The sequence below is a fragment of the Silvania confinis genome (assembly GCF_025564085.1).
Classification (GTDB): domain Bacteria; phylum Pseudomonadota; class Gammaproteobacteria; order Enterobacterales; family Enterobacteriaceae; genus Enterobacter; species Enterobacter confinis.
Map to the genome: position 1 here is coordinate 192,611 of NZ_JAMGZJ010000078.1, position 17,915 is coordinate 210,525.

Here is a 17,915-nt window from a genome sequence, read left to right on the forward strand (position 1 = left end):
CACTATCAGGCGCGCTTGGCGCGACGTTCAGCAATAAATGCCACCAGGAAACATGCGCCAATCAGGTCAAAGAAACCCATGGCAATAAAGAGCGGGTTAAAGCCGATTTTGTCGGCGGTCACACCAATTAACAGGGAGAACAGGAAGCTGGCGATCCACGCTGCCGAGCCGCGCATCCCGTTCACGGTCGCCATCTGGCCTTTGTCAAATGACTCGACGACCAGCGCACTCAGCATGCAGGAGATAATCTGGTGGCCAAAGCCGCCGATCGAGATCAGTGCAATGGTGATATACGGGTCGCGGGTAATGGCCACCGTTGCCAGGGAGATCATCAAAAATGCACCGGTGACGGAGCTGGCGACCACCGAGTTCACGCGGGAGCAGCCGAACAGGCGGGTGTAAAGACGGGTGAGATAACCGCTTGCGACGCTGCCAAGGTCGGCGGCCAGGAACGGCAGCCAGGCAAACATCGCTATCTGTTTCAGGTCCATACCGTGTTCTTTGGCGAGATACAGCGGAACCCAGAAGCTCAGTACGGCCCAGGCGGGTTCGGCCATAAAGGCCGGGATGGCGATACCGTAAAAGCGTTTGTTTTTTGAGACGGTTTTTAGCGCGGTCAGGAAAGGCAGTTTTACGGCAGGCGGCTCGTTATCCTGCTGGATGAAAGCCAGTTCGTCCTTGCCGAGGTTAGGGTGCTGTTCCGGGTTATGGTAGAACGCCCACCACAAAATCACCCACAGCAGAGCCAGTACGCCGGTAAACATAAACGCACCCTGCCAGCCGAAGGAGGCGTGGGCGAAGTAAATAATCGGCGGTGCCAGCATTGCACCAATCGAGAAGCCCACACCCGCCCAGCCAGCGGCGATCGGACGTTCTGATTTCGGGAACCATTCACCAATGGTTTTGGCGTTCGCAGGGGTGGCGGCCGCTTCCGACGCGCCCATAAAGAAGCGCAGGATCGCCAGATGCACCCAGCTGCCTGCACCGGCGTGGAAAATACACATCATTGCCCAGATACCGGCACACACCATAAAGCCAATCTTCAGGCCAATCACATCAATCAGCCACCCGCACAGCGGCTGGAAAATGGTGTAGGCAATCTGGAAGGCACCGACAATCCATGAATATTGTTCGGTGGTGATCCCCATACTCTCTTTCAGCTCGGGGGCGAGGATGCCTAACGAGTTACGGGTGATGTAGTTAACAGTGACGCCCAGCAAAAACAGCACCAGCACATACCAGCGCAGATTTTTAATGACGCGGCGGGTTTTCCCGACCGCGACGGTGTGATTAATGTCCTGACTCATTACTCGGTCTCCACATGACGGACTGCAGGGTACGTAGGTTAAGGTGTCACACCGATTTATCAGTTTTAGGTGTTGTTGCTATACAACTAGTATGGAAGGTGTGTGACCAATTGAACTTAAGACAGAAGATGAGCGAGAAATAGTGGGATTTGTGCAAGTTTTTTCATGAGTCTTAAAAATGATCGCTAATTATGATAATTAAATGAGTTATTACACGGTTTGCATGTTGTGAAAATTTATTCATTTAACATTTGGGGGAAGATCACATAATGGAGAAAAGGCTAAAAATCGCCGAAATCGCCGCCCGAACCCAGCTGTCGATCAGTACCGTTTCCAGGGTGCTGGCAGGGAAGGCGAACACCAGCGAAAAGGCGCGCAAAAAGGTGCTGGAATGTGCGCGCGAGCTGGGGGTGATGGACGGGATGGCCGCCGGGCGTTTGCTGCTCAACAGTTTGATGGTCTTCGCACCGCAGCGGGCGTTTGATGAGCGGTCCGACATCTTTTATTACCGGGTGATCCAGAGCGTGAGTAAAGCGCTGGTATCGCATGAAGTCAGACTGCGTTACTGCGCGCTGGAAGAGAACGACGGCGATGCCCAGCAGTTCCTGGCGCGCATGAACGAAGCAGACACGCAGGCGGCCATCTTGCTGGGGATCGACGATCCGCATATTCACGATCTGGCAGTGGATGTGGGTAAACCCTGCATGCTGATCAACTGTCGGGATCGGCGGATGCGTCTGCCTGCGGTGGCACCCGATCACCGTGCTATCGGCGAACTCGCGGCAGAATACCTGTTTGAAATGGGGCATCGTGAAGTGGTCAATGTGCTCTGCCTGCGCCGTTACACCATGGAGCTGCGTCTGGCGGGCATCCGGGATGCGTGGCAACAGCACAATCTCCGCTTCCAGGATAAACGCGATCTGCTGGTGGTCCCGAGCTTCAGCGCTAAAGAAACCGAGCAACGGGTCAGCGAATGGCTCAGTCAAACCCCGGCGAAAAACCTGCCGACCGCCTTTCTGGTGGGGGGCGATTTTATGGCCGCAGGCACCATCAGCGCGTTACAAAAGCACGGCTTGCGGGTGCCACAGGATGTATCGGTCATGAGCATTGATGGTTTTAATCTGGCGGCGATCCAGGATGTTCCCTTAACAGCTGTCCATGTCCCGCGGGATGAGCTGGGAGGTGAAGCGGTTCATCTGCTCCAGCAGCGGTTTTTGCGCCCGGAAGCGCCGGTCGGGACGTTACTTCTCAACGGCACGCTGGCGGTGCGGGAGTCGGTACGGCGGATACGTCAGGGAAAAAGACGCACCGCCGTTGATCGTGAAGGGCTGTACGACGATTAAGCCATGCCGAGGGCGCGCTTACCGTGGATGTTCAGATCGTCAACGGTAAAGCGTGACTGCCAGTCAGACTCATAATCTTCACGCGGGAAATCGCCCGGTGACGCACCGGTTTCCAGCGCCGCTTTGACCTTCTTCGCATAGGCGAGGTTTTTCTCGCACATTGGGGCCGCCGGAATGTACATCACGTTGCCCCAGCCCTGCTGGTCATCCACCGGTGCCACCGAGTGGATCACATCGCAATGCCACCATACGGAATCACCGGCTTCCAGCGCCGGAATACTGGTTAATGCGTCGATCAGCAGCGGATGCCACTGGGCGGAAATCGGCAGCACGCGACCCGGCGCCACGCCGCACAATTCATCTTCCGGCACATCATCCAGCAGCGGACGCAGCAGAATATAGGCCATCGCTTCCGGGATCGGCACCACGTGCAGCAGGCCCTGATCCGGGATCATGTCCGACAGCGCGGTCCAGCCCTGGAAGGTGCGGAACACCGAGCATTTGGTGGTGTTATCCACGGTGTACTCTTCCACGTCGGTACGGTGCGCGGCGTTCCATGGATCGTACTGATCGACATTGCCATCGAACACCCGGGCAAAGACCTGCTGATAGGCCGGGAGCAGCCAGCGCTCCAGCGCCCCGGAGTCGGTATGCGCCCCGAGCCCTTTGGAGGTGGTTCCCGGCGGGCGGCGGCGAATGCGGTCCGGGTAAATCACGCTGACGTCGGGGTTAAACCACTGCTTGCCGTTGCTCTCAAAGGTCCATAAACGGTTCAGGAACGATTGCACCTGGGCCATCTCTTCGCTCTGGCGCGCTTCCATCTGCGCGTGTGACCAGTAGATCGGGTAGATCTCCGGGCGGGAGGCGGTCAAGCTACCGAAGAAGTTATCCCCCGGGCCTTTATAAACGTCGTCGAAGCGGTTGAGATCCAGATAGTCGAGCATGGCGTTATCCCACGCCAGCGCCTGCTCACGCGGGAAATGACCTTTGATCACCGCGCAACCGCGACGCTTGACGGCCTCGCGCTGCGCCGGGCTGATGTTTCCGCTCTGCACATCGGCAAACGGGATCACCGGCCAGACGGCATCGCCTTTGCTTTTCAGCGCGTTAATCTCTGCCACCCGGCTGGCAATCTTGTCGCTCAGGCGATCAAACACCGCCTGCACGTCGCCAATCTGTGCGCGCAACTCGCGCTTCATCTGACGGATCGCCGCTTTGTGATCGGCAGGCAAGGTTTCACTGGTAAAGGTTACGCTCATAACAGCCTCGCTATCTTTCATTCGAAAGTTAATGTGATTACAAGTGATACTTTAGGTTAAAAATAAGTTAATGCAAGTTGAAAAACTTGATGGGGTGCACAGGCTGAGAAAAGAAAGGGAATAACGCCGGAGGGATCTCCGGCGGGACGATCAGAGGCTGAACGGCGGGGTGTTATCGAGGACGGCCTGAATCACATTCAGCGCGCCCTGCTGGTTGTTGTCGTCGGTCTGGAAGCGGGAAAGGGCTTTGATGCTGTCGCTGGCGTTGCCCATTGCGAACGAGTAGTTCACGAATTTGAGCATTTCAGCGTCGTTGCCGCTGTCGCCAATCGCCACGCAGGCCTGCGGGGAGACTTTCCAGCGTTTCAGCAGGCGACTGATACCGTTGGCTTTGTGCAGGCCGGGGATAATCAGATCGACAAAACCAAACCCGCTGGTGACCGGCTTCATGATCCCGTCGAGGGAGACATGCAGCGCATCGACCAGATTCGGGATATCGCTGTCGGGCAGGTTCAGCGAGAACTTAAACAGCACATCGTCGATCTCGCGGTAGTCGCTGACGCGCTGTAAGCGGTGGTAGTGCTTTGACATCAGCGCGACAAACGACTCCGGCGCTTTATCGCTTATATACGCACTCTCCAGCCCGCAGGCGACGAAGTTCAGCGACGTATCTTTCAGCAGCTCACCAAACACCACCTGCGATTCATGCTGCGTCAGTTCGCCATGGAAAATCTGCTCGCCGTGATCGAACACCAGCGCGCCGTTTTCGGCCACGAAGGAGATCTGCGATTTCAGTTCCGGGAAAAACGAGATCAGCTGGTAATACTGATTGCCGCTGGCGACAACGAATTCAATATTACGCGCCTGAAGTTGCTGGAATTGCGCCTGAAAGCGGTCACGATCGTACTGCTTGGCGTCATTGAGAAAAGTCCCGTCCATGTCTGTGACGATAACTTTAACGGTCATACATTGCGCTCCTGAATCACTGCGTTCGAAACATTCTAATAACAAGGTGACGGGGAGCACAAATTTAATTTCGAATGAAGGTAAAAGCGGGGTGGCGGAGGTAAAAGCAAAACGGCAACATCGTTGCCGTTTTTAGTGTTTGCTCCCTTTCCCTGTGGGAGAGGGCCGGGGTGAGGGCATCGGTGCGCACAGTCCCTCACTCACCCTCTGACCCTACGGGAGAGAGGATTGTTCCGGGCAGCGTTTTACAGAGTATGCACAGTAAATGTAGGCCCGGTAAGCGTAGCGCCACCGGGCATTGTCGAGGTTACAGCGTATGCTCGGTGCGGGCGATGATATCGTCCTGCGCATCCGGGGACAGGGCGGTGAAGAATGCCGAGTAACCCGCAACACGCACCACCAGGTCACGATACTGGTCCGGGTGTTGCTTCGCTTCCAGTAGCGTCTCGCGGGAGACGATGTTGTACTGAATATGCCAGCCTTTATGCTCCTCGAAGAAGGTGCGCAGCAGCACCATCAGCTTCTGCCGGTCGCTGTCGTTATCCAGCGTCGCCGGATTCAGCTTCTGATTCAGCAGTACGCCGCCGAGGATCGCCTCGGTCGGCAGCTTCCCGACCGAACCAATAACCGCTGTCGGGCCCAGATGGTCGGTGCCGGAAGCCGGGCTTGCGCCTTCGGCCAGCGGGGTATGGGCTTTACGCCCGTCCGGCGTCGCCATGGTTGCGGCACCAAACGGCACGTTAGCCGAAATAGACGACGTCCCGGCGTAGTAGTTGCCACCGATCGGGCCGCGGCCGTAGCGCGGGTTATGGTACTGCTTCAGCTCTTCGATGTAGGTCTGGTAAGCCCGGGCCAGCAGCAGATCCACGCTGTCATCGTCGTTGCCGTACTTCGGTGCACCGTTGATCAGACGCTGACGCAGCTGTTCGTGGGTCAGCCCTTCGTAGTCATCCGCCAGCGCGGCCGCCAGCTGTTGCTGACCGATAGCACCCTGCTCGAACACCAGCTTACGCACCGCGGCCAGGCTGTTGCCGAGGTTGGCGATCCCCACCTGCAGGCCAGATACCCAGTCGTACTTCGCGCCGCCCTGTTTGATGCTTTTCGCGCGCTCGATACAGTCATCGACCAGCGCCGAGCACAGGATGTCGTGGACGTTCTCTTCCAGCATGGTATCGACGACGTACTCAATTTCGATCGATTTACGGGTGTAGTACGTAATCTGGCGATCCCAGGCGGCCATCACTTCGTCGAAGTTGGCAAAGTTACCGGCAGAGAGCGCTTTTACCTGCGGCAGGAACACTTTGCCGCTGGTGGCATCGCGGCCGCCTTCCATTGCCGCCAGCATCACGCGGGCAAAGTTAATAAAGCTCATCCCGGTGCAGCGGTAGCTCCACTTGCCGCCGACGGCGGTTTCGATGCAGCCAATCGCCGCGTAATCATAGGCATCGGCTTTTTCGACGCCGAGCTTGATGAACTCTGAAATCACAATCTCATCGTTGTTAAACGCCGGCATCCCGAAGCCGCAGCGGATCACCTGCACGCAGGCATCGAGGAAGTCGTTGCTCATGCCCGCATGGTAACGCACGCTCAGGTTCGGCTGGGTGGAACGCAGGCGGCCGCAGGATTCCAGAATCGCGTAGGAGAGCGGGTTAACCGCGTCCATCGGCACATCGTTCACCAGCATCTGGCCGCCAATGGTGACGTTCTGATACAGCGGGCTCCCGGCAGAGGCTTTTGAGTGCGAACCAGAACGGATCTTGTTCACTTCCAGCAGTTTCAGCCAGCAGCTGTGCAGCAGCTCGATGGCGTGCTCGCGATCCAGAGACTGGCTCAGCTCTACGTCGCGGCGATAGTACGGGTAAAGATACTGGTCCATACGGGCAAACGACACCGAGTGGCCGTTGGATTCAATCTGCAGGATCAGCTGGATGAAGTAGCACAGCTGCAGCGCCTGCCAGAAGGTTTTCGGCGGCTCGTGGGCGATCACATCGCAGTTTTCGGCCATCGCCAGCAGCTCATCGCGGCGGCTTTCGCGGGTTTCGGTTTTCGCCATCTCACGGGCCAGATCGGCAAAACGTTCGATATGCAGGCTCACCGCTTCCAGCACGATATCCACCGCTTTCAGGAACTGGTCGCCGTGCAGATCGTCAAAGCAGGTGAGGTTAATGCGGGTGCGACGCTCATCCACCTTGTGGCGCATGCCGTCGAGGCCTTTTTCCAGCAACAGCGGGAAGTTCACCGCCAGGTGCGCATCACCGGAGGTCATGTTGCCTTCGGCTTTGATAATGCCGGTTTCCAGCAGGCCTTTTTGCTCATCGGTGAACATACCGTAGCAGCGATCCTGGACCGTCTGGCCGCGCCACCACGGGCACAGGGTATGCAGCACGCGCTTGTTCTCTTCGCTGACCGCAAAGCCCGCGCCCGGGCGATCCGCCAGATCGTCAATCTCTTTCTCAATCCACGAGACGGTGTATTCCGGGAAGATTGGCGCGGCGCGCACCTCGCTTGCCTGATTACCGATAATCAGCTCGTCATGTTTGATCCAGATGGTGCGCTCGGTCAGGTGATGGGCCAGCGCCAGCGCGCGACGCACCGGGATCGGCTTATCCATATGCTGCTGGTACATTTCGGTGTAGTGCTGCGCGCGTTCGGTACAGACCGGCGGCTTAACAATGTGGATCAGGGCCGATTTGTGCGCCTGAATGCGATCGCTCAGGGTAGTAAGATTCAGCTGTGTCATAACATTATCCTCGTAAGGTCGCGGTTAACCCTTTTTGGGCGGCATAGTGCCGGGCAAAATCCAGTAAGGCAGGGTTATCGAGCGGTTTATCTGGGGCAGAGTAAGGTTGGCCGAGCAGGTGATATTTGTTCATGCCAAGGGTGTGGTACGGCAGAAAATGGATGTCGTGGACGTTCAGTTCGTCGGCGGCAAAATTGGTGATAGCGGTAATGGAAGCTTCATCGGCGTTAAAGCCCGGGATCAGCGGTACGCGGATGGTGAGCTGTTTTCCGGCGGCGGCAAGGCGCTTGAGGTTGTCCAGCACCCGTTTGGCGGAGCCGTCGGTCCACTGTTTAAAGACCTTGCCGTCGACGTGCTTCAGGTCGGCCAGAAACAGATCGATAAAGGGTAATGAAGGTGCGATAGAGTGCCACGGCACATGCAGGCAGGTTTCTACCGTGGTGTGGATCCCCTGCGCATGGCTGCGCTCAAACAGCGCGCGGGCCAGCTCCGGGTTCATAAAGGGTTCGCCGCCGGAGAGGGTGATCCCGCCGCCGCTGCGGTCGTAAAACGGCTTATCGCGCAGGACGGTGGCCATGATATCCGCCACCTGCTGCTCTTCACCGCAGACGGTCAGCGCCTGCGTCGGGCAACAGTGGGTGAGGGCGTCGAGCCGCGGGGCGTCGAGTTTTTCCCGGTGGATAACCAGACCGGTCAGCGTGCGGTCGATAACCCCCGGCGCGGCCTGTTGGCAGAGGTCGCACCCTTCCAGGCACAGGCGAGCATCAAACAGCACCTCCCGGGCGCGGTCGCGGCTCTCCGGGTTTTGGCACCAGCGGCAGCTCAGCGAGCAGCCTTTCATAAATACAACGGTGCGGATACCCGGGCCGTCATGGGTGGAGTAGCGCTGAATGTTGAAGATCATAATGTCGCCTCTTATTGCGTATGAAGATTAAATTACTTTCGAATGAAAGTTATCTTGATGTGCATCAACTCTGAGGCAGGTTTTGCCGTGATAGGGTTACGGCAGATTCAATTTTGAGGACCACATCATGGAACTGTATCTCGACACATCCGACGTAGTAGCCGTTAAAACCCTGGCCCGCATCTTTCCGCTGGCAGGCGTCACCACTAATCCGAGCATTGTTGCTGCAGGCAAAACGCCGCTGGAGGTGTTACTGCCTCAGCTGCAGGAGGCGATGGGTGGTCAGGGGCGTCTGTTTGCTCAGGTGATGGCCACAACGGCCGAGGGCATGGTAGAAGACGCGCTAAAGCTGCGCGCCATCATTACCGATCTGGTGGTGAAAGTACCGGTGACGGCAGAAGGACTGGCGGCAATCAAAATGCTGAAAGCGCGGGGCGTGCCGACGCTGGGCACGGCGGTGTACAGCGCGGCACAGGGGTTGATGGCAGCGCTGGCGGGCGCGGAATATGTTGCCCCGTACGTTAACCGGGTCGATGCGCAGGGCGGGGATGGGATCCAGACGGTTGCCGAGCTGCAGCAGTTGCTGACGCTCCATGCGCCGCAGTCAAAAGTACTGGCGGCAAGCTTCAAAACCCCGCGTCAGGCGCTGGATTGCCTGCTGGCTGGCTGTGAATCCATCACCCTGCCGCTGGACGTGGCGCAGCAGCTTATCGCCTCTCCGGCGGTTGATGCGGCGATTGCTAAGTTCGAGCAGGACTGGCAGAACGCCTTTGGACGCACCTCAATTTAACGCGGCACCGAACAGTTCCCTCTCCCTTGAGGGAGAGGGAGAAACGTGCGCGCTGTTGCCCTCACCCCGCCCCTCTCCCACCGGGAGAGGGAGAAAACACTAAAAACGCCACCTGGCGGTGCCGTTTTGCTTTAACCTCCGCACACCTCACACCCCGGATTGCGCATCAGCTTCATCTCGCGGAACTGGCAGGTCATCGCGTCGTACATCACGATTTTCCCCGCTGCAGGCGTGCCGTAGTGCGTCAGCACTTTAATCGCCTCCATTGCCTGCAACGAACCGATTACCCCGACCAGCGGGGCCATCACGCCTGCCTCCACGCAGGTGAGGGCATTCTCGCCAAACAGACGGCTCAGGCAGCGGTAGCAGGGCTCGCCTTCGGTCCAGGTGAAGACGCTGATCTGACCTTCCATACGGATTGCGGCCCCGGACACCAGCGGCGTTTTATGGGTAAAGCAGCCCGCGTTGAGCTGATTGCGGATCGCGACGTTGTCGGTGCAGTCGAGCACCAGATCGTGATGGGCAATCTGCGCAAACAGCGAGTTTTCATCGAGCTGCGCATTGAGCAGGGTGAACCTGACGTTAGGGTTGATACGCGCCAGCGACGCATGGGCGGAGACCACTTTCGGCTCGCCGATCGTCGCGTCGCTGTGCAGCGTCTGACGCTGCAAATTGGACAGTGAAACAGTATCGAAGTCGAGCAGCGTCATGCGCCCCACGCCTGTGGCCGCCAGATACTGCGCCGCCGCGCAGCCCAGCCCACCAAGGCCCACCACCAGCACGTTAGCCGCTTTCAGCGCTTCCTGACCGTCAAAATCAAAGCCGCGCAGCACGATCTGACGGTTGTAGCGCAGCATCTCGTTATCGCTCAGTTCCACCGCCATAATTAGCCCCCAAACAGTGCGTTAAACGGCTCAACTTCCACCCATTCCCCGGCGTCGACGTTGCCGCGCTCGCGCTCCAGCACGATAAAGCAGTTGCCCTGGCTGAACGAACTGAAAATGTGTGAACCCTGATGGCCGGTGGTGCTCACCTCCAGCTCGCCGTTGGCGTTACGCGTCAGAATGCCGCGCTGGAAGTCGAGACGCCCCGGCGTTTTTTTCAGCCGGGTGGCTGCGCGCACGCGCTGACGGGCAGGCAGGCTATGGGCCGTATTGCCGGATAATTTCGCCAACAGGGGCTGCACCAGCTGATAGAAGGTAAAGGCCGCCGAGACCGGATTGCCCGGCAGGCCGCAGAACCAGCTGTCGGGCAGTTTGCCGAAAGCAAAGGGTTTACCCGGCTTGATGGCCAGCTTCCAGAAGCCAATTTCGCCCAGCTCATCCAGAATCGTTTTAGTGTAATCCGCTTCACCCACCGATACGCCGCCGGAGCTGAGCACCACGTCCGCCACGCGGTTGCCTTCGATAAATGCGGCGCGCAGCTGCTGGGGATCGTCGGGAATAATACCGAGGTTAGTCACCTCACAGCCGAGCTGCTCCAGCATCAAATGCACCGCCAGGCGGTTGGTGTCGTAGATTTGCCCTTCCGCCAGCGGTTGGCCTGGCAACTGGAGCTCATCGCCGGTTGAGAACAGCGTGACGCGCACTTTGCGGATCACCGCAACCTCAGCGATACCCAGCGAGGCCAGCACCGGCAGTTCAGCAACCGTCAGGCGGGTGCCCGCCGCAAACACGCTGGCGCCCTGGGTGATGTCTTCTCCGCTGCGGCGGATATTCTGGTCTGCCCTGACGCTGACGGTAAAGCGCACGCCGTCGTCAGTCTGTTCGGTCTCTTCCTGCATTACCACCGCGTCGCAACCTGCAGGGATTGGCGCGCCGGTCATAATGCGAATGCAGCTTCCCGCAGGCCATTCACCCTGGAAAGGCTGACCGGCAAAGGCTTTGCCCGCCACCGGCAGCGCCGTGCCTGCCACCAGATCCGCCAGACGCACGGCGTAACCATCCATCGCCGAGTTATCAAAACCCGGCACGTTAAGCGGAGAGACAATATCAGCGGCAGTCACGCGACCAAAACAGCTCAACAGCGGTAATGTTTCCTGTTCTGACAGTGGGGTAATGCTCGCGAGCATCTGGTTGAGAGCCGTCTCAAGCGGCATAAGTCCGGCGGTAAAATCCATGGGTTACTCCAGCGCGGTAGTAGCGAAGGCGCTCATTATGGCAGAAAAGTGCCGTTAACTGTATGACACCATGGGCTTACCCTTTACATCACTCCAGCGTCTTTCTATATTCAAAAATTATCTGAAACTCCTGCAACGATAATGATATTTATAGAAAAAGCGGCATCTCAGCGCGCAAAGGTAAAATGAATGGGTAATGCAGTCATCGCAATTCACGGCGGCGCAGGGGCGATTACCCGGGCGCAGCTCAGTCAGGCGCAAGAGCAGCGCTATATCGAGGCGCTGTCGTCGATAGTGGAAACCGGCCAGCGAATGCTGGAGGCGGGGGAGAGCGCGCTGGATGTGGTGACCGAAGCGGTGCGCCTGCTGGAGGAGTGTCCGCTGTTCAATGCTGGCATTGGCGCGGTGTTTACCCGCGACGGAACCCATGAGCTGGATGCCTGCGTGATGGACGGCATCACCCTGAAAGCCGGTGCCGTGGCGGGGGTCAGCCACCTGCGCAACCCCATCCTGGCCGCGCGGCTGGTGATGGAGCAAAGCCCGCACGTGCTGCTGGTGGGCGAAGGTGCCGAGAAATTTGCCGTTGACCACGGCATGGAATCCGTCTCACCGGATATCTTTTCTACCCCCGAGCGTTACCAGCAGTTGCTGACCGCGCGCGGTGCGAATGACATTGTTCTCGATCACGCGTCCCCGCTGGACGAATCCAGCAAAACGGGCACCGTCGGCGCGGTGGCGCTGGATAAGGCCGGTAACCTGGCGGCGGCGACCTCGACCGGCGGGATGACCAATAAACTGCCGGGACGGGTAGGCGACAGTCCCTTGCCCGGTGCGGGCTGTTATGCCAATAACGCCAACGTGGCGGTGTCCTGTACCGGTACCGGCGAGGTGTTTATTCGCACGCTGGCCGCCTATGACATCGCGGCGCTGATGGACTACGGTAGCTTAAGCCTGGCCGAAGCCTGCGAGCGCGTGGTGATGGAAAAACTCCCGGCACTCGACGGCAGCGGCGGCCTGATTGCCGTCGATCGTGAAGGCAACGTGGCATTACCTTTCAACAGTGAAGGAATGTATCGCGCCTGGGGCTATGCCGGAGATGCACCCAGCATCGGGATCTATCGTGAATAAGGGGAACCGGATGCCGAACAGCGATGCGCTGGACAGCCAGCAGGTGTTGGCCGTCAACAACCTGAATGTGGCCTTTTCTGACGGCAGGGCAGCTGTCCCGGCGGTCAACAATCTCTCTTTTTCGCTGAAGCGCGGCGAAACGCTGGCGATTGTCGGTGAATCCGGCTCCGGGAAGTCAGTTACCGCGCTGTCGCTGATGCGCCTGATTGACCAGTCCGGTGCCCAATTGACATGCGACAGCCTGCTGCTGCGACGTCGCAGCGGTCAGGTCAGCGACCTCACTGCCCTGAATTCGTCGCAGATGCGCAGCGTGCGTGGGGCCGATATCGCGATGATTTTCCAGGAACCGATGACCTCGCTCAACCCGGTATTTCCGGTGGGCGAGCAGATCGCCGAGTCGATTCGCCTGCATCAGGGGCTCAATGGCCCACAGGCGCTGGCTGAAGCTAAACGGATGCTGGAGCAGGTGCGGATCCCGGAGGCCGACGCCATTCTGACCCGCTACCCGCATCAGCTCTCCGGTGGTATGCGCCAGCGGGTGATGATCGCCATGGCGCTCTCATGTCGTCCGGCGGTGCTGATTGCCGATGAGCCGACAACTGCGCTCGACGTCACCATCCAGGCGCAGATCCTGCAGCTGATTAAAGTCCTGCAGGAGGAGATGGAGATGGGGGTGATCTTTATCACTCACGATATGGGCGTGGTGGCGGATATCGCCGATCGGGTGCTGGTGATGTACCAGGGCGAAGCGGTAGAAACCGGCCCGGTTGAACAGATTTTCCACGCGCCGCAGCATCCGTATACCCGGGCGCTACTGGCTGCCGTCCCGCGACTCGGGGCGATGAACGGCAGCGATCTTCCGCGACGTTTTCCGCTGATTTCACCCGCTCAACCGGACTTTCAGGAGGCCGAGACCGAGCAGAATACCGTGGTGCCGGGCGAGCCCATTTTGCAGGTCCGCGACCTGGTGACCCGTTTTGGGCTGCGCGGCGGGCTGCTGAACCGCATCAAGAGCGAAGTGCACGCGGTAGAGCACGTCAGCTTTGATTTGTGGCCCGGCGAAACGCTGTCGCTGGTGGGGGAGTCCGGCAGCGGAAAATCCACCACCGGGCGGGCGCTGCTGCGGCTGGTGGAGTCCCAGGCGGGCACCATCACTTTTAACGGCGAGCGCATCGACACGCTGCCTGCCAGCAAACTCCAGCCGCTGCGCCGTGATATTCAGTTTATCTTTCAGGATCCGTACGCCTCGCTCGATCCCCGCCAGACGGTGGGCTATTCGATCATGGAGCCGCTGCGGGTGCATAACCTGCTGAAAGGGGACGACGCCGAGCGTCGGGTCGCCTGGCTGCTGGAGCGGGTGGGGCTGAAACCAGAACACGCCTGGCGCTATCCGCATGAGTTTTCTGGTGGCCAGCGGCAGCGGATCTGCATTGCCCGCGCGCTGGCGCTCAACCCGAAAGTGGTGATTGCCGATGAGTCTGTCTCGGCGCTGGACGTCTCGATTCGGGCGCAAATCATCAACCTGCTGCTCGATCTGCAGCGGGATATGGGCATCGCGTTTCTGTTTATTTCACACGATATGGCGGTGGTTGAACGTATCAGCCATCGCGTGGCGGTGATGTATCTCGGGCAAATCGTAGAGATTGGCCCGCGCCGCGCGGTGTTCGAAAACCCACAGCACCCGTACACCCGTAAGCTGATGGCCGCCGTGCCGGTCGCTGACCCGGCTCATCGCCACGCCCGGCGGGTGCTGGTGCAGGATGAGCTGCCGGGCAATATTCGCAAGCGGGGAGAGTCTGCCGAGCGCGTGGCGCTTCGGGAGGTCAGCCCCGGTCATTTTGTCGCGCCGCCGCGCCAGGATAATGCGTTTTCACGTTTATAACCAACAACAACAGCAGAGAACAACAGGAGAATACAATGACAAAATTTGTTGCTCGCACATGGCTGTTAGCCGCGAGCGTCACGGCAGCACTGGCTGCCACCCCCGCGTTCGCGGCCAAAGACGTAGTGGTGGCGGTGGCATCGAACTTCACCACTCTCGATCCGTATGACGCCAATGACACCCTGTCGCAGGCGGTGGCCAAGTCGTTTTATCAGGGGCTGTTCGGCCTCGACAAAGAGATGAAGCTGAAAAACGTGCTGGCGGAGAGCTACACCGTTTCGGACGACGGGCTGGTTTATACCGTCAAGTTGCGCAGCGGGATTAAATTCCAGGACGGGACCGACTTCAACGCGGAGGCGGTGAAGGTTAACCTCGACCGCGCCAGCAATCCTGACAACAGCCTCAAACGCTATAACCTGTACAAAAATATCGCCAGCACCGAGGCGATCGATCCCACCACGGTGAAAATCACCCTCAAGGCGCCGTTCTCGGCGTTTATCAATATCCTGGCGCACCCGGCGACGGCGATGATCTCCCCGGAAGCGCTGAAAAAATACGGCAAAGAGATTGGATTCCATCCGGTGGGCACCGGGCCGTACGAGCTGGTGACCTGGAATCAGACCGACTTTGTGAAGGTGAAGAAGTTCGCCGGATACTGGCAGCAGGGGCTGCCGAAGCTGGACAGCATCACCTGGCGTCCGGTGGTGGATAACAACACCCGCGCGGCGATGCTGCAGACCGGTGAAGCGCAGTTTGCCTTCCCGATCCCTTACGAGCAGGCGGCAATCCTCGAGAAGAACAGCAAGCTGGAGCTGGTTGCCAGCCCGTCGATCATGCAGCGCTACATCAGCATGAACGTCACTCAGAAGCCGTTCGACAACCCGAAAGTGCGCGAGGCCATCAACTACGCCATCAACCGCCAGGCGCTGGTGAAGGTGGCTTTTGCCGGTTACGCCACCCCGGCGACCGGGGTGCTGCCGCCGTCGCTGGCGTATGCCCAGAGCTATCAGCCGTGGCCATACGATCCGGCCAAAGCGCGTGAGCTATTGAAAGAGGCCGGGTTCCCGAACGGCTTTAGCACTACGCTGTGGTCGTCGCACAATCACAGCACCGCGCAGAAAGTGCTGCAGTTCACCCAGCAGCAGCTGGCGCAGGTGGGCATTAAGGTGCAGGTGACGGCGATGGATGCCGGTCAGCGTGCGGCCGAAGTAGAAGGCAAAGGGCAGAAAGAGAGTGGGGTGAGAATGTTCTACACCGGCTGGTCTGCCTCGACCGGTGAAGCCGACTGGGCCCTGTCGCCGCTGTTTGCTTCCGGCAACTGGCCGCCAACCCTGTTTAACACCGCGTTTTACAGCAACCCACAGGTGGATAACGATTTAGTGGCGGCGCTAAAAACCACGCAGCCAGAAGAAAAAGCAAAACTGTACAAGGATGCACAGGATACTATCTGGAAGGAGTCACCGTGGGTGCCGCTGGTGGTCGAGAAGCTGGTGTCGGCGCATAACAAGGCGCTGACCGGGTTCTACATCATGCCGGATACCGGCTTTAGTTTTGACGACGCGGATCTGAAATAGAGCACTCATTCCCGCAGGTTTGCGCCTGCGGGATGAGAGGAATGTGCATGCTGAATTATGTGATTAAACGTTTGTTGGGGCTGATCCCGACGCTCTTGATTGTGGCGGTGCTGGTCTTTTTGTTTGTGCATATGCTGCCGGGCGATCCGGCGCGGCTGATTGCTGGCCCGGAAGCCGACGCCACGGTCATTGAGATGGTGCGTAAGCAACTGGGGCTGGATCAACCGCTGTATGTGCAGTTCTGGCACTACATTACCAACGTCCTGCAGGGCGATTTTGGCACCTCGATGGTGTCGCGCAGGCCGGTCTCGGAAGAGATTGCCAGCCGCTTTATGCCCACTTTCTGGCTGACGCTCACCAGCATGGCGTGGGCGGTGCTATTTGGTCTGGTGGCCGGGATTGTCGCCGCCGTCTGGCGCAACCGCTGGCCGGACCGGCTGGGGATGGCGCTGGCGGTCACCGGTATTTCGTTCCCGGCATTTGCGCTGGGGATGCTGCTGATGCAGGTCTTCTCCGTGGAGCTGGGCTGGTTGCCCACCGTGGGGGCCGACAGCTGGCAGCACTATATTCTGCCTTCTCTGACGCTGGGGGCGGCGGTGGCGGCGGTGATGGCGCGCTTTACTCGCGCCTCGTTTGTTGACGTGCTGAACGAAGATTACATGCGCACGGCCCGGGCGAAAGGGGTCAGCGAGAAGTGGGTAATCCTCAAGCACGGGCTGCGCAATGCGCTGATCCCGGTGGTCACCATGATGGGGCTGCAGTTCGGCTTTTTGCTCGGCGGCTCCATCGTGGTGGAAAAGGTCTTTAACTGGCCGGGGTTAGGGCGGCTGCTGGTCGATTCCGTCGACATGCGCGACTACCCGGTTATCCAGGCAGAAGTCCTGCTCTTTTCGCTGGAGTTTATCCTTATCAACTTAGTGGTGGACGTGCTGTACGCCGCCATTAATCCGGCTATCAGGTACAAGTAAGATGCGATTGTTAAACTGGCGGCGACAGGCCATGTTAAAGGCGATGCCGGGGCTTAAGCCGGATCAGATCCGCACCCCGTGGCACGAATTCTGGCGGCGCTTTCGTCGCCAGCCGGTGGCGATGACCGCCGGGCTGTTTGTGCTGCTGCTGATCGTGGTGGCGGTGCTGGCTCCGTGGATCGCGCCTTACGATGCGGCGAACTATTTCGACTATGACCGGCTGAACGAAGGCCCGTCGGCAATGCACTGGTTTGGTGTGGACTCATTGGGGCGCGATATCTTTAGCCGGGTGCTGGTGGGGGCGCAGATCTCGCTGGCGGCGGGGGTGTTTGCGGTACTGATTGGCGCGGCCATCGGCACGGTGCTGGGCCTGCTGGCAGGCTACTACGAAGGCTGGTGGGACCGCATTATCATGCGCATCTGCGACGTGCTGTTTGCCTTTCCCGGCATCCTGCTGGCGATTGCAGTGGTGGCGGTAATGGGCAACGGCATGGCCAACGTGATCATCGCCGTCGCCATCTTCTCGATCCCGGCCTTTGCCCGGCTGGTGCGCGGCAACACCCTGGTGCTTAAGCAGCAGACCTTTATCGAATCGGCGCGCAGCATCGGTGCCAGCGACGCGACCATCCTGTTCAGCCATATTCTGCCGGGAACGGTGTCGTCGATTGTGGTCTATTTCACCATGCGTATCGGGGTGTCGATTATCTCGGCTGCCAGCCTGTCGTTTTTGGGCCTTGGCGCGCAGCCGCCGACCCCGGAATGGGGGGCGATGCTCAACGAGGCGCGGGCTGATATGGTGATCGCCCCGCACGTGGCGCTGTTCCCGAGCATGGCGATTTTCCTCACCGTTCTGGCGTTTAATTTGCTGGGCGATGGGCTGCGCGATGCGCTGGATCCGAAGATTAAGGGCTAAAAAAAACAGCCATTCCCTGCGG

Annotated in this window: 14 protein-coding genes; 7 read left to right on the forward strand and 7 right to left on the reverse strand. The window is 59.0% G+C overall.

Annotated features, from left to right (window positions below):
* Positions 1 to 5 precede the first annotated feature (5 nt).
* Positions 6 to 1,307, reverse strand: a complete 1,302-nt coding sequence (locus M8013_RS18655; protein WP_271269275.1) for an MFS transporter — start codon at positions 1,305 to 1,307, stop codon at positions 6 to 8.
* 269 nt (positions 1,308 to 1,576) lie between these two features.
* Here M8013_RS18655 and M8013_RS18660 point away from each other — a divergent pair, with 269 nt between their 5' ends.
* Positions 1,577 to 2,650, forward strand: a complete 1,074-nt coding sequence (locus M8013_RS18660; RefSeq protein WP_271269276.1) for a LacI family DNA-binding transcriptional regulator — start codon at positions 1,577 to 1,579, stop codon at positions 2,648 to 2,650.
* Here M8013_RS18660 and M8013_RS18665 read toward each other — a convergent pair.
* The 4 genes from M8013_RS18665 to M8013_RS18680 form a co-directional block, all read right to left on the reverse strand.
* Positions 2,647 to 3,909 carry a DUF1479 domain-containing protein gene (locus tag M8013_RS18665; protein WP_271269277.1) on the reverse strand — a complete coding sequence of 421 codons (1,263 nt, stop codon included), beginning with the start codon at positions 3,907 to 3,909 and terminating at the stop codon, positions 2,647 to 2,649. The genes M8013_RS18660 and M8013_RS18665 overlap by 4 nt on opposite strands.
* 150 nt (positions 3,910 to 4,059) lie before the next feature.
* Complete coding sequence (locus M8013_RS18670) at positions 4,060 to 4,875, reverse strand: Cof-type HAD-IIB family hydrolase (protein ID WP_271269278.1); 816 nt, start codon at positions 4,873 to 4,875, stop codon at positions 4,060 to 4,062.
* A 307-nt stretch (positions 4,876 to 5,182) separates the two neighbouring features.
* On the reverse strand, positions 5,183 to 7,615 hold the full coding sequence (locus M8013_RS18675; protein ID WP_271269279.1) for a formate C-acetyltransferase/glycerol dehydratase family glycyl radical enzyme: 2,433 nt from the start codon (positions 7,613 to 7,615) through the stop codon (positions 5,183 to 5,185).
* 4 nt (positions 7,616 to 7,619) lie between these two features.
* Positions 7,620 to 8,519, reverse strand: a complete 900-nt coding sequence (locus M8013_RS18680) for a glycyl-radical enzyme activating protein (protein WP_271269280.1) — start codon at positions 8,517 to 8,519, stop codon at positions 7,620 to 7,622.
* A gap of 127 nt (positions 8,520 to 8,646) precedes the next feature.
* On the opposite strand from M8013_RS18680, the gene fsa reads away from it, so the two are divergent.
* Positions 8,647 to 9,309 (forward strand): fructose-6-phosphate aldolase, encoded by a 663-nt coding sequence (gene fsa, locus M8013_RS18685; protein ID WP_271269281.1) that lies wholly within the window; start codon positions 8,647 to 8,649, stop codon positions 9,307 to 9,309.
* A gap of 131 nt (positions 9,310 to 9,440) precedes the next feature.
* Here fsa and moeB read toward each other — a convergent pair whose 3' ends face one another.
* The gene (moeB, locus tag M8013_RS18690; protein WP_271269282.1) at positions 9,441 to 10,193 is read right to left on the reverse strand and encodes a molybdopterin-synthase adenylyltransferase MoeB; all 753 of its coding nucleotides are present in this window, start codon (positions 10,191 to 10,193) and stop codon (positions 9,441 to 9,443) included.
* 2 nt (positions 10,194 to 10,195) lie between these two features.
* Positions 10,196 to 11,428 carry a molybdopterin molybdotransferase MoeA gene (moeA, locus tag M8013_RS18695; RefSeq protein WP_271269283.1) on the reverse strand — a complete coding sequence of 411 codons (1,233 nt, stop codon included), beginning with the start codon at positions 11,426 to 11,428 and terminating at the stop codon, positions 10,196 to 10,198.
* A gap of 189 nt (positions 11,429 to 11,617) precedes the next feature.
* Here moeA and iaaA point away from each other — a divergent pair, with 189 nt between their 5' ends.
* Genes iaaA through gsiD form a run of 5 tightly spaced genes read left to right on the forward strand, consistent with a single transcriptional unit; the run spans position 11,618 to position 17,893 of the window.
* Positions 11,618 to 12,556 (forward strand): beta-aspartyl-peptidase, encoded by a 939-nt coding sequence (gene iaaA / locus M8013_RS18700; RefSeq protein WP_271269284.1) that lies wholly within the window; start codon positions 11,618 to 11,620, stop codon positions 12,554 to 12,556.
* A 10-nt stretch (positions 12,557 to 12,566) separates the two neighbouring features.
* Positions 12,567 to 14,438, forward strand: a complete 1,872-nt coding sequence (gsiA, locus tag M8013_RS18705) for a glutathione ABC transporter ATP-binding protein GsiA (protein WP_271269285.1) — start codon at positions 12,567 to 12,569, stop codon at positions 14,436 to 14,438.
* A gap of 35 nt (positions 14,439 to 14,473) precedes the next feature.
* Positions 14,474 to 16,012: a glutathione ABC transporter substrate-binding protein GsiB gene (gsiB, locus tag M8013_RS18710; protein WP_271269286.1), complete on the forward strand. Its 1,539-nt coding sequence runs from the start codon at positions 14,474 to 14,476 to the stop codon at positions 16,010 to 16,012.
* Between the two features lie 47 nt (positions 16,013 to 16,059).
* Positions 16,060 to 16,980 (forward strand): glutathione ABC transporter permease GsiC, encoded by a 921-nt coding sequence (gsiC, locus tag M8013_RS18715; RefSeq protein ID WP_271269287.1) that lies wholly within the window; start codon positions 16,060 to 16,062, stop codon positions 16,978 to 16,980.
* A gap of 1 nt (position 16,981) precedes the next feature.
* Entirely contained in the window at positions 16,982 to 17,893 is a 912-nt protein-coding gene (gene gsiD, locus M8013_RS18720) for a glutathione ABC transporter permease GsiD (RefSeq protein WP_271269288.1), read from the forward strand.
* Positions 17,894 to 17,915 lie beyond the last annotated feature (22 nt).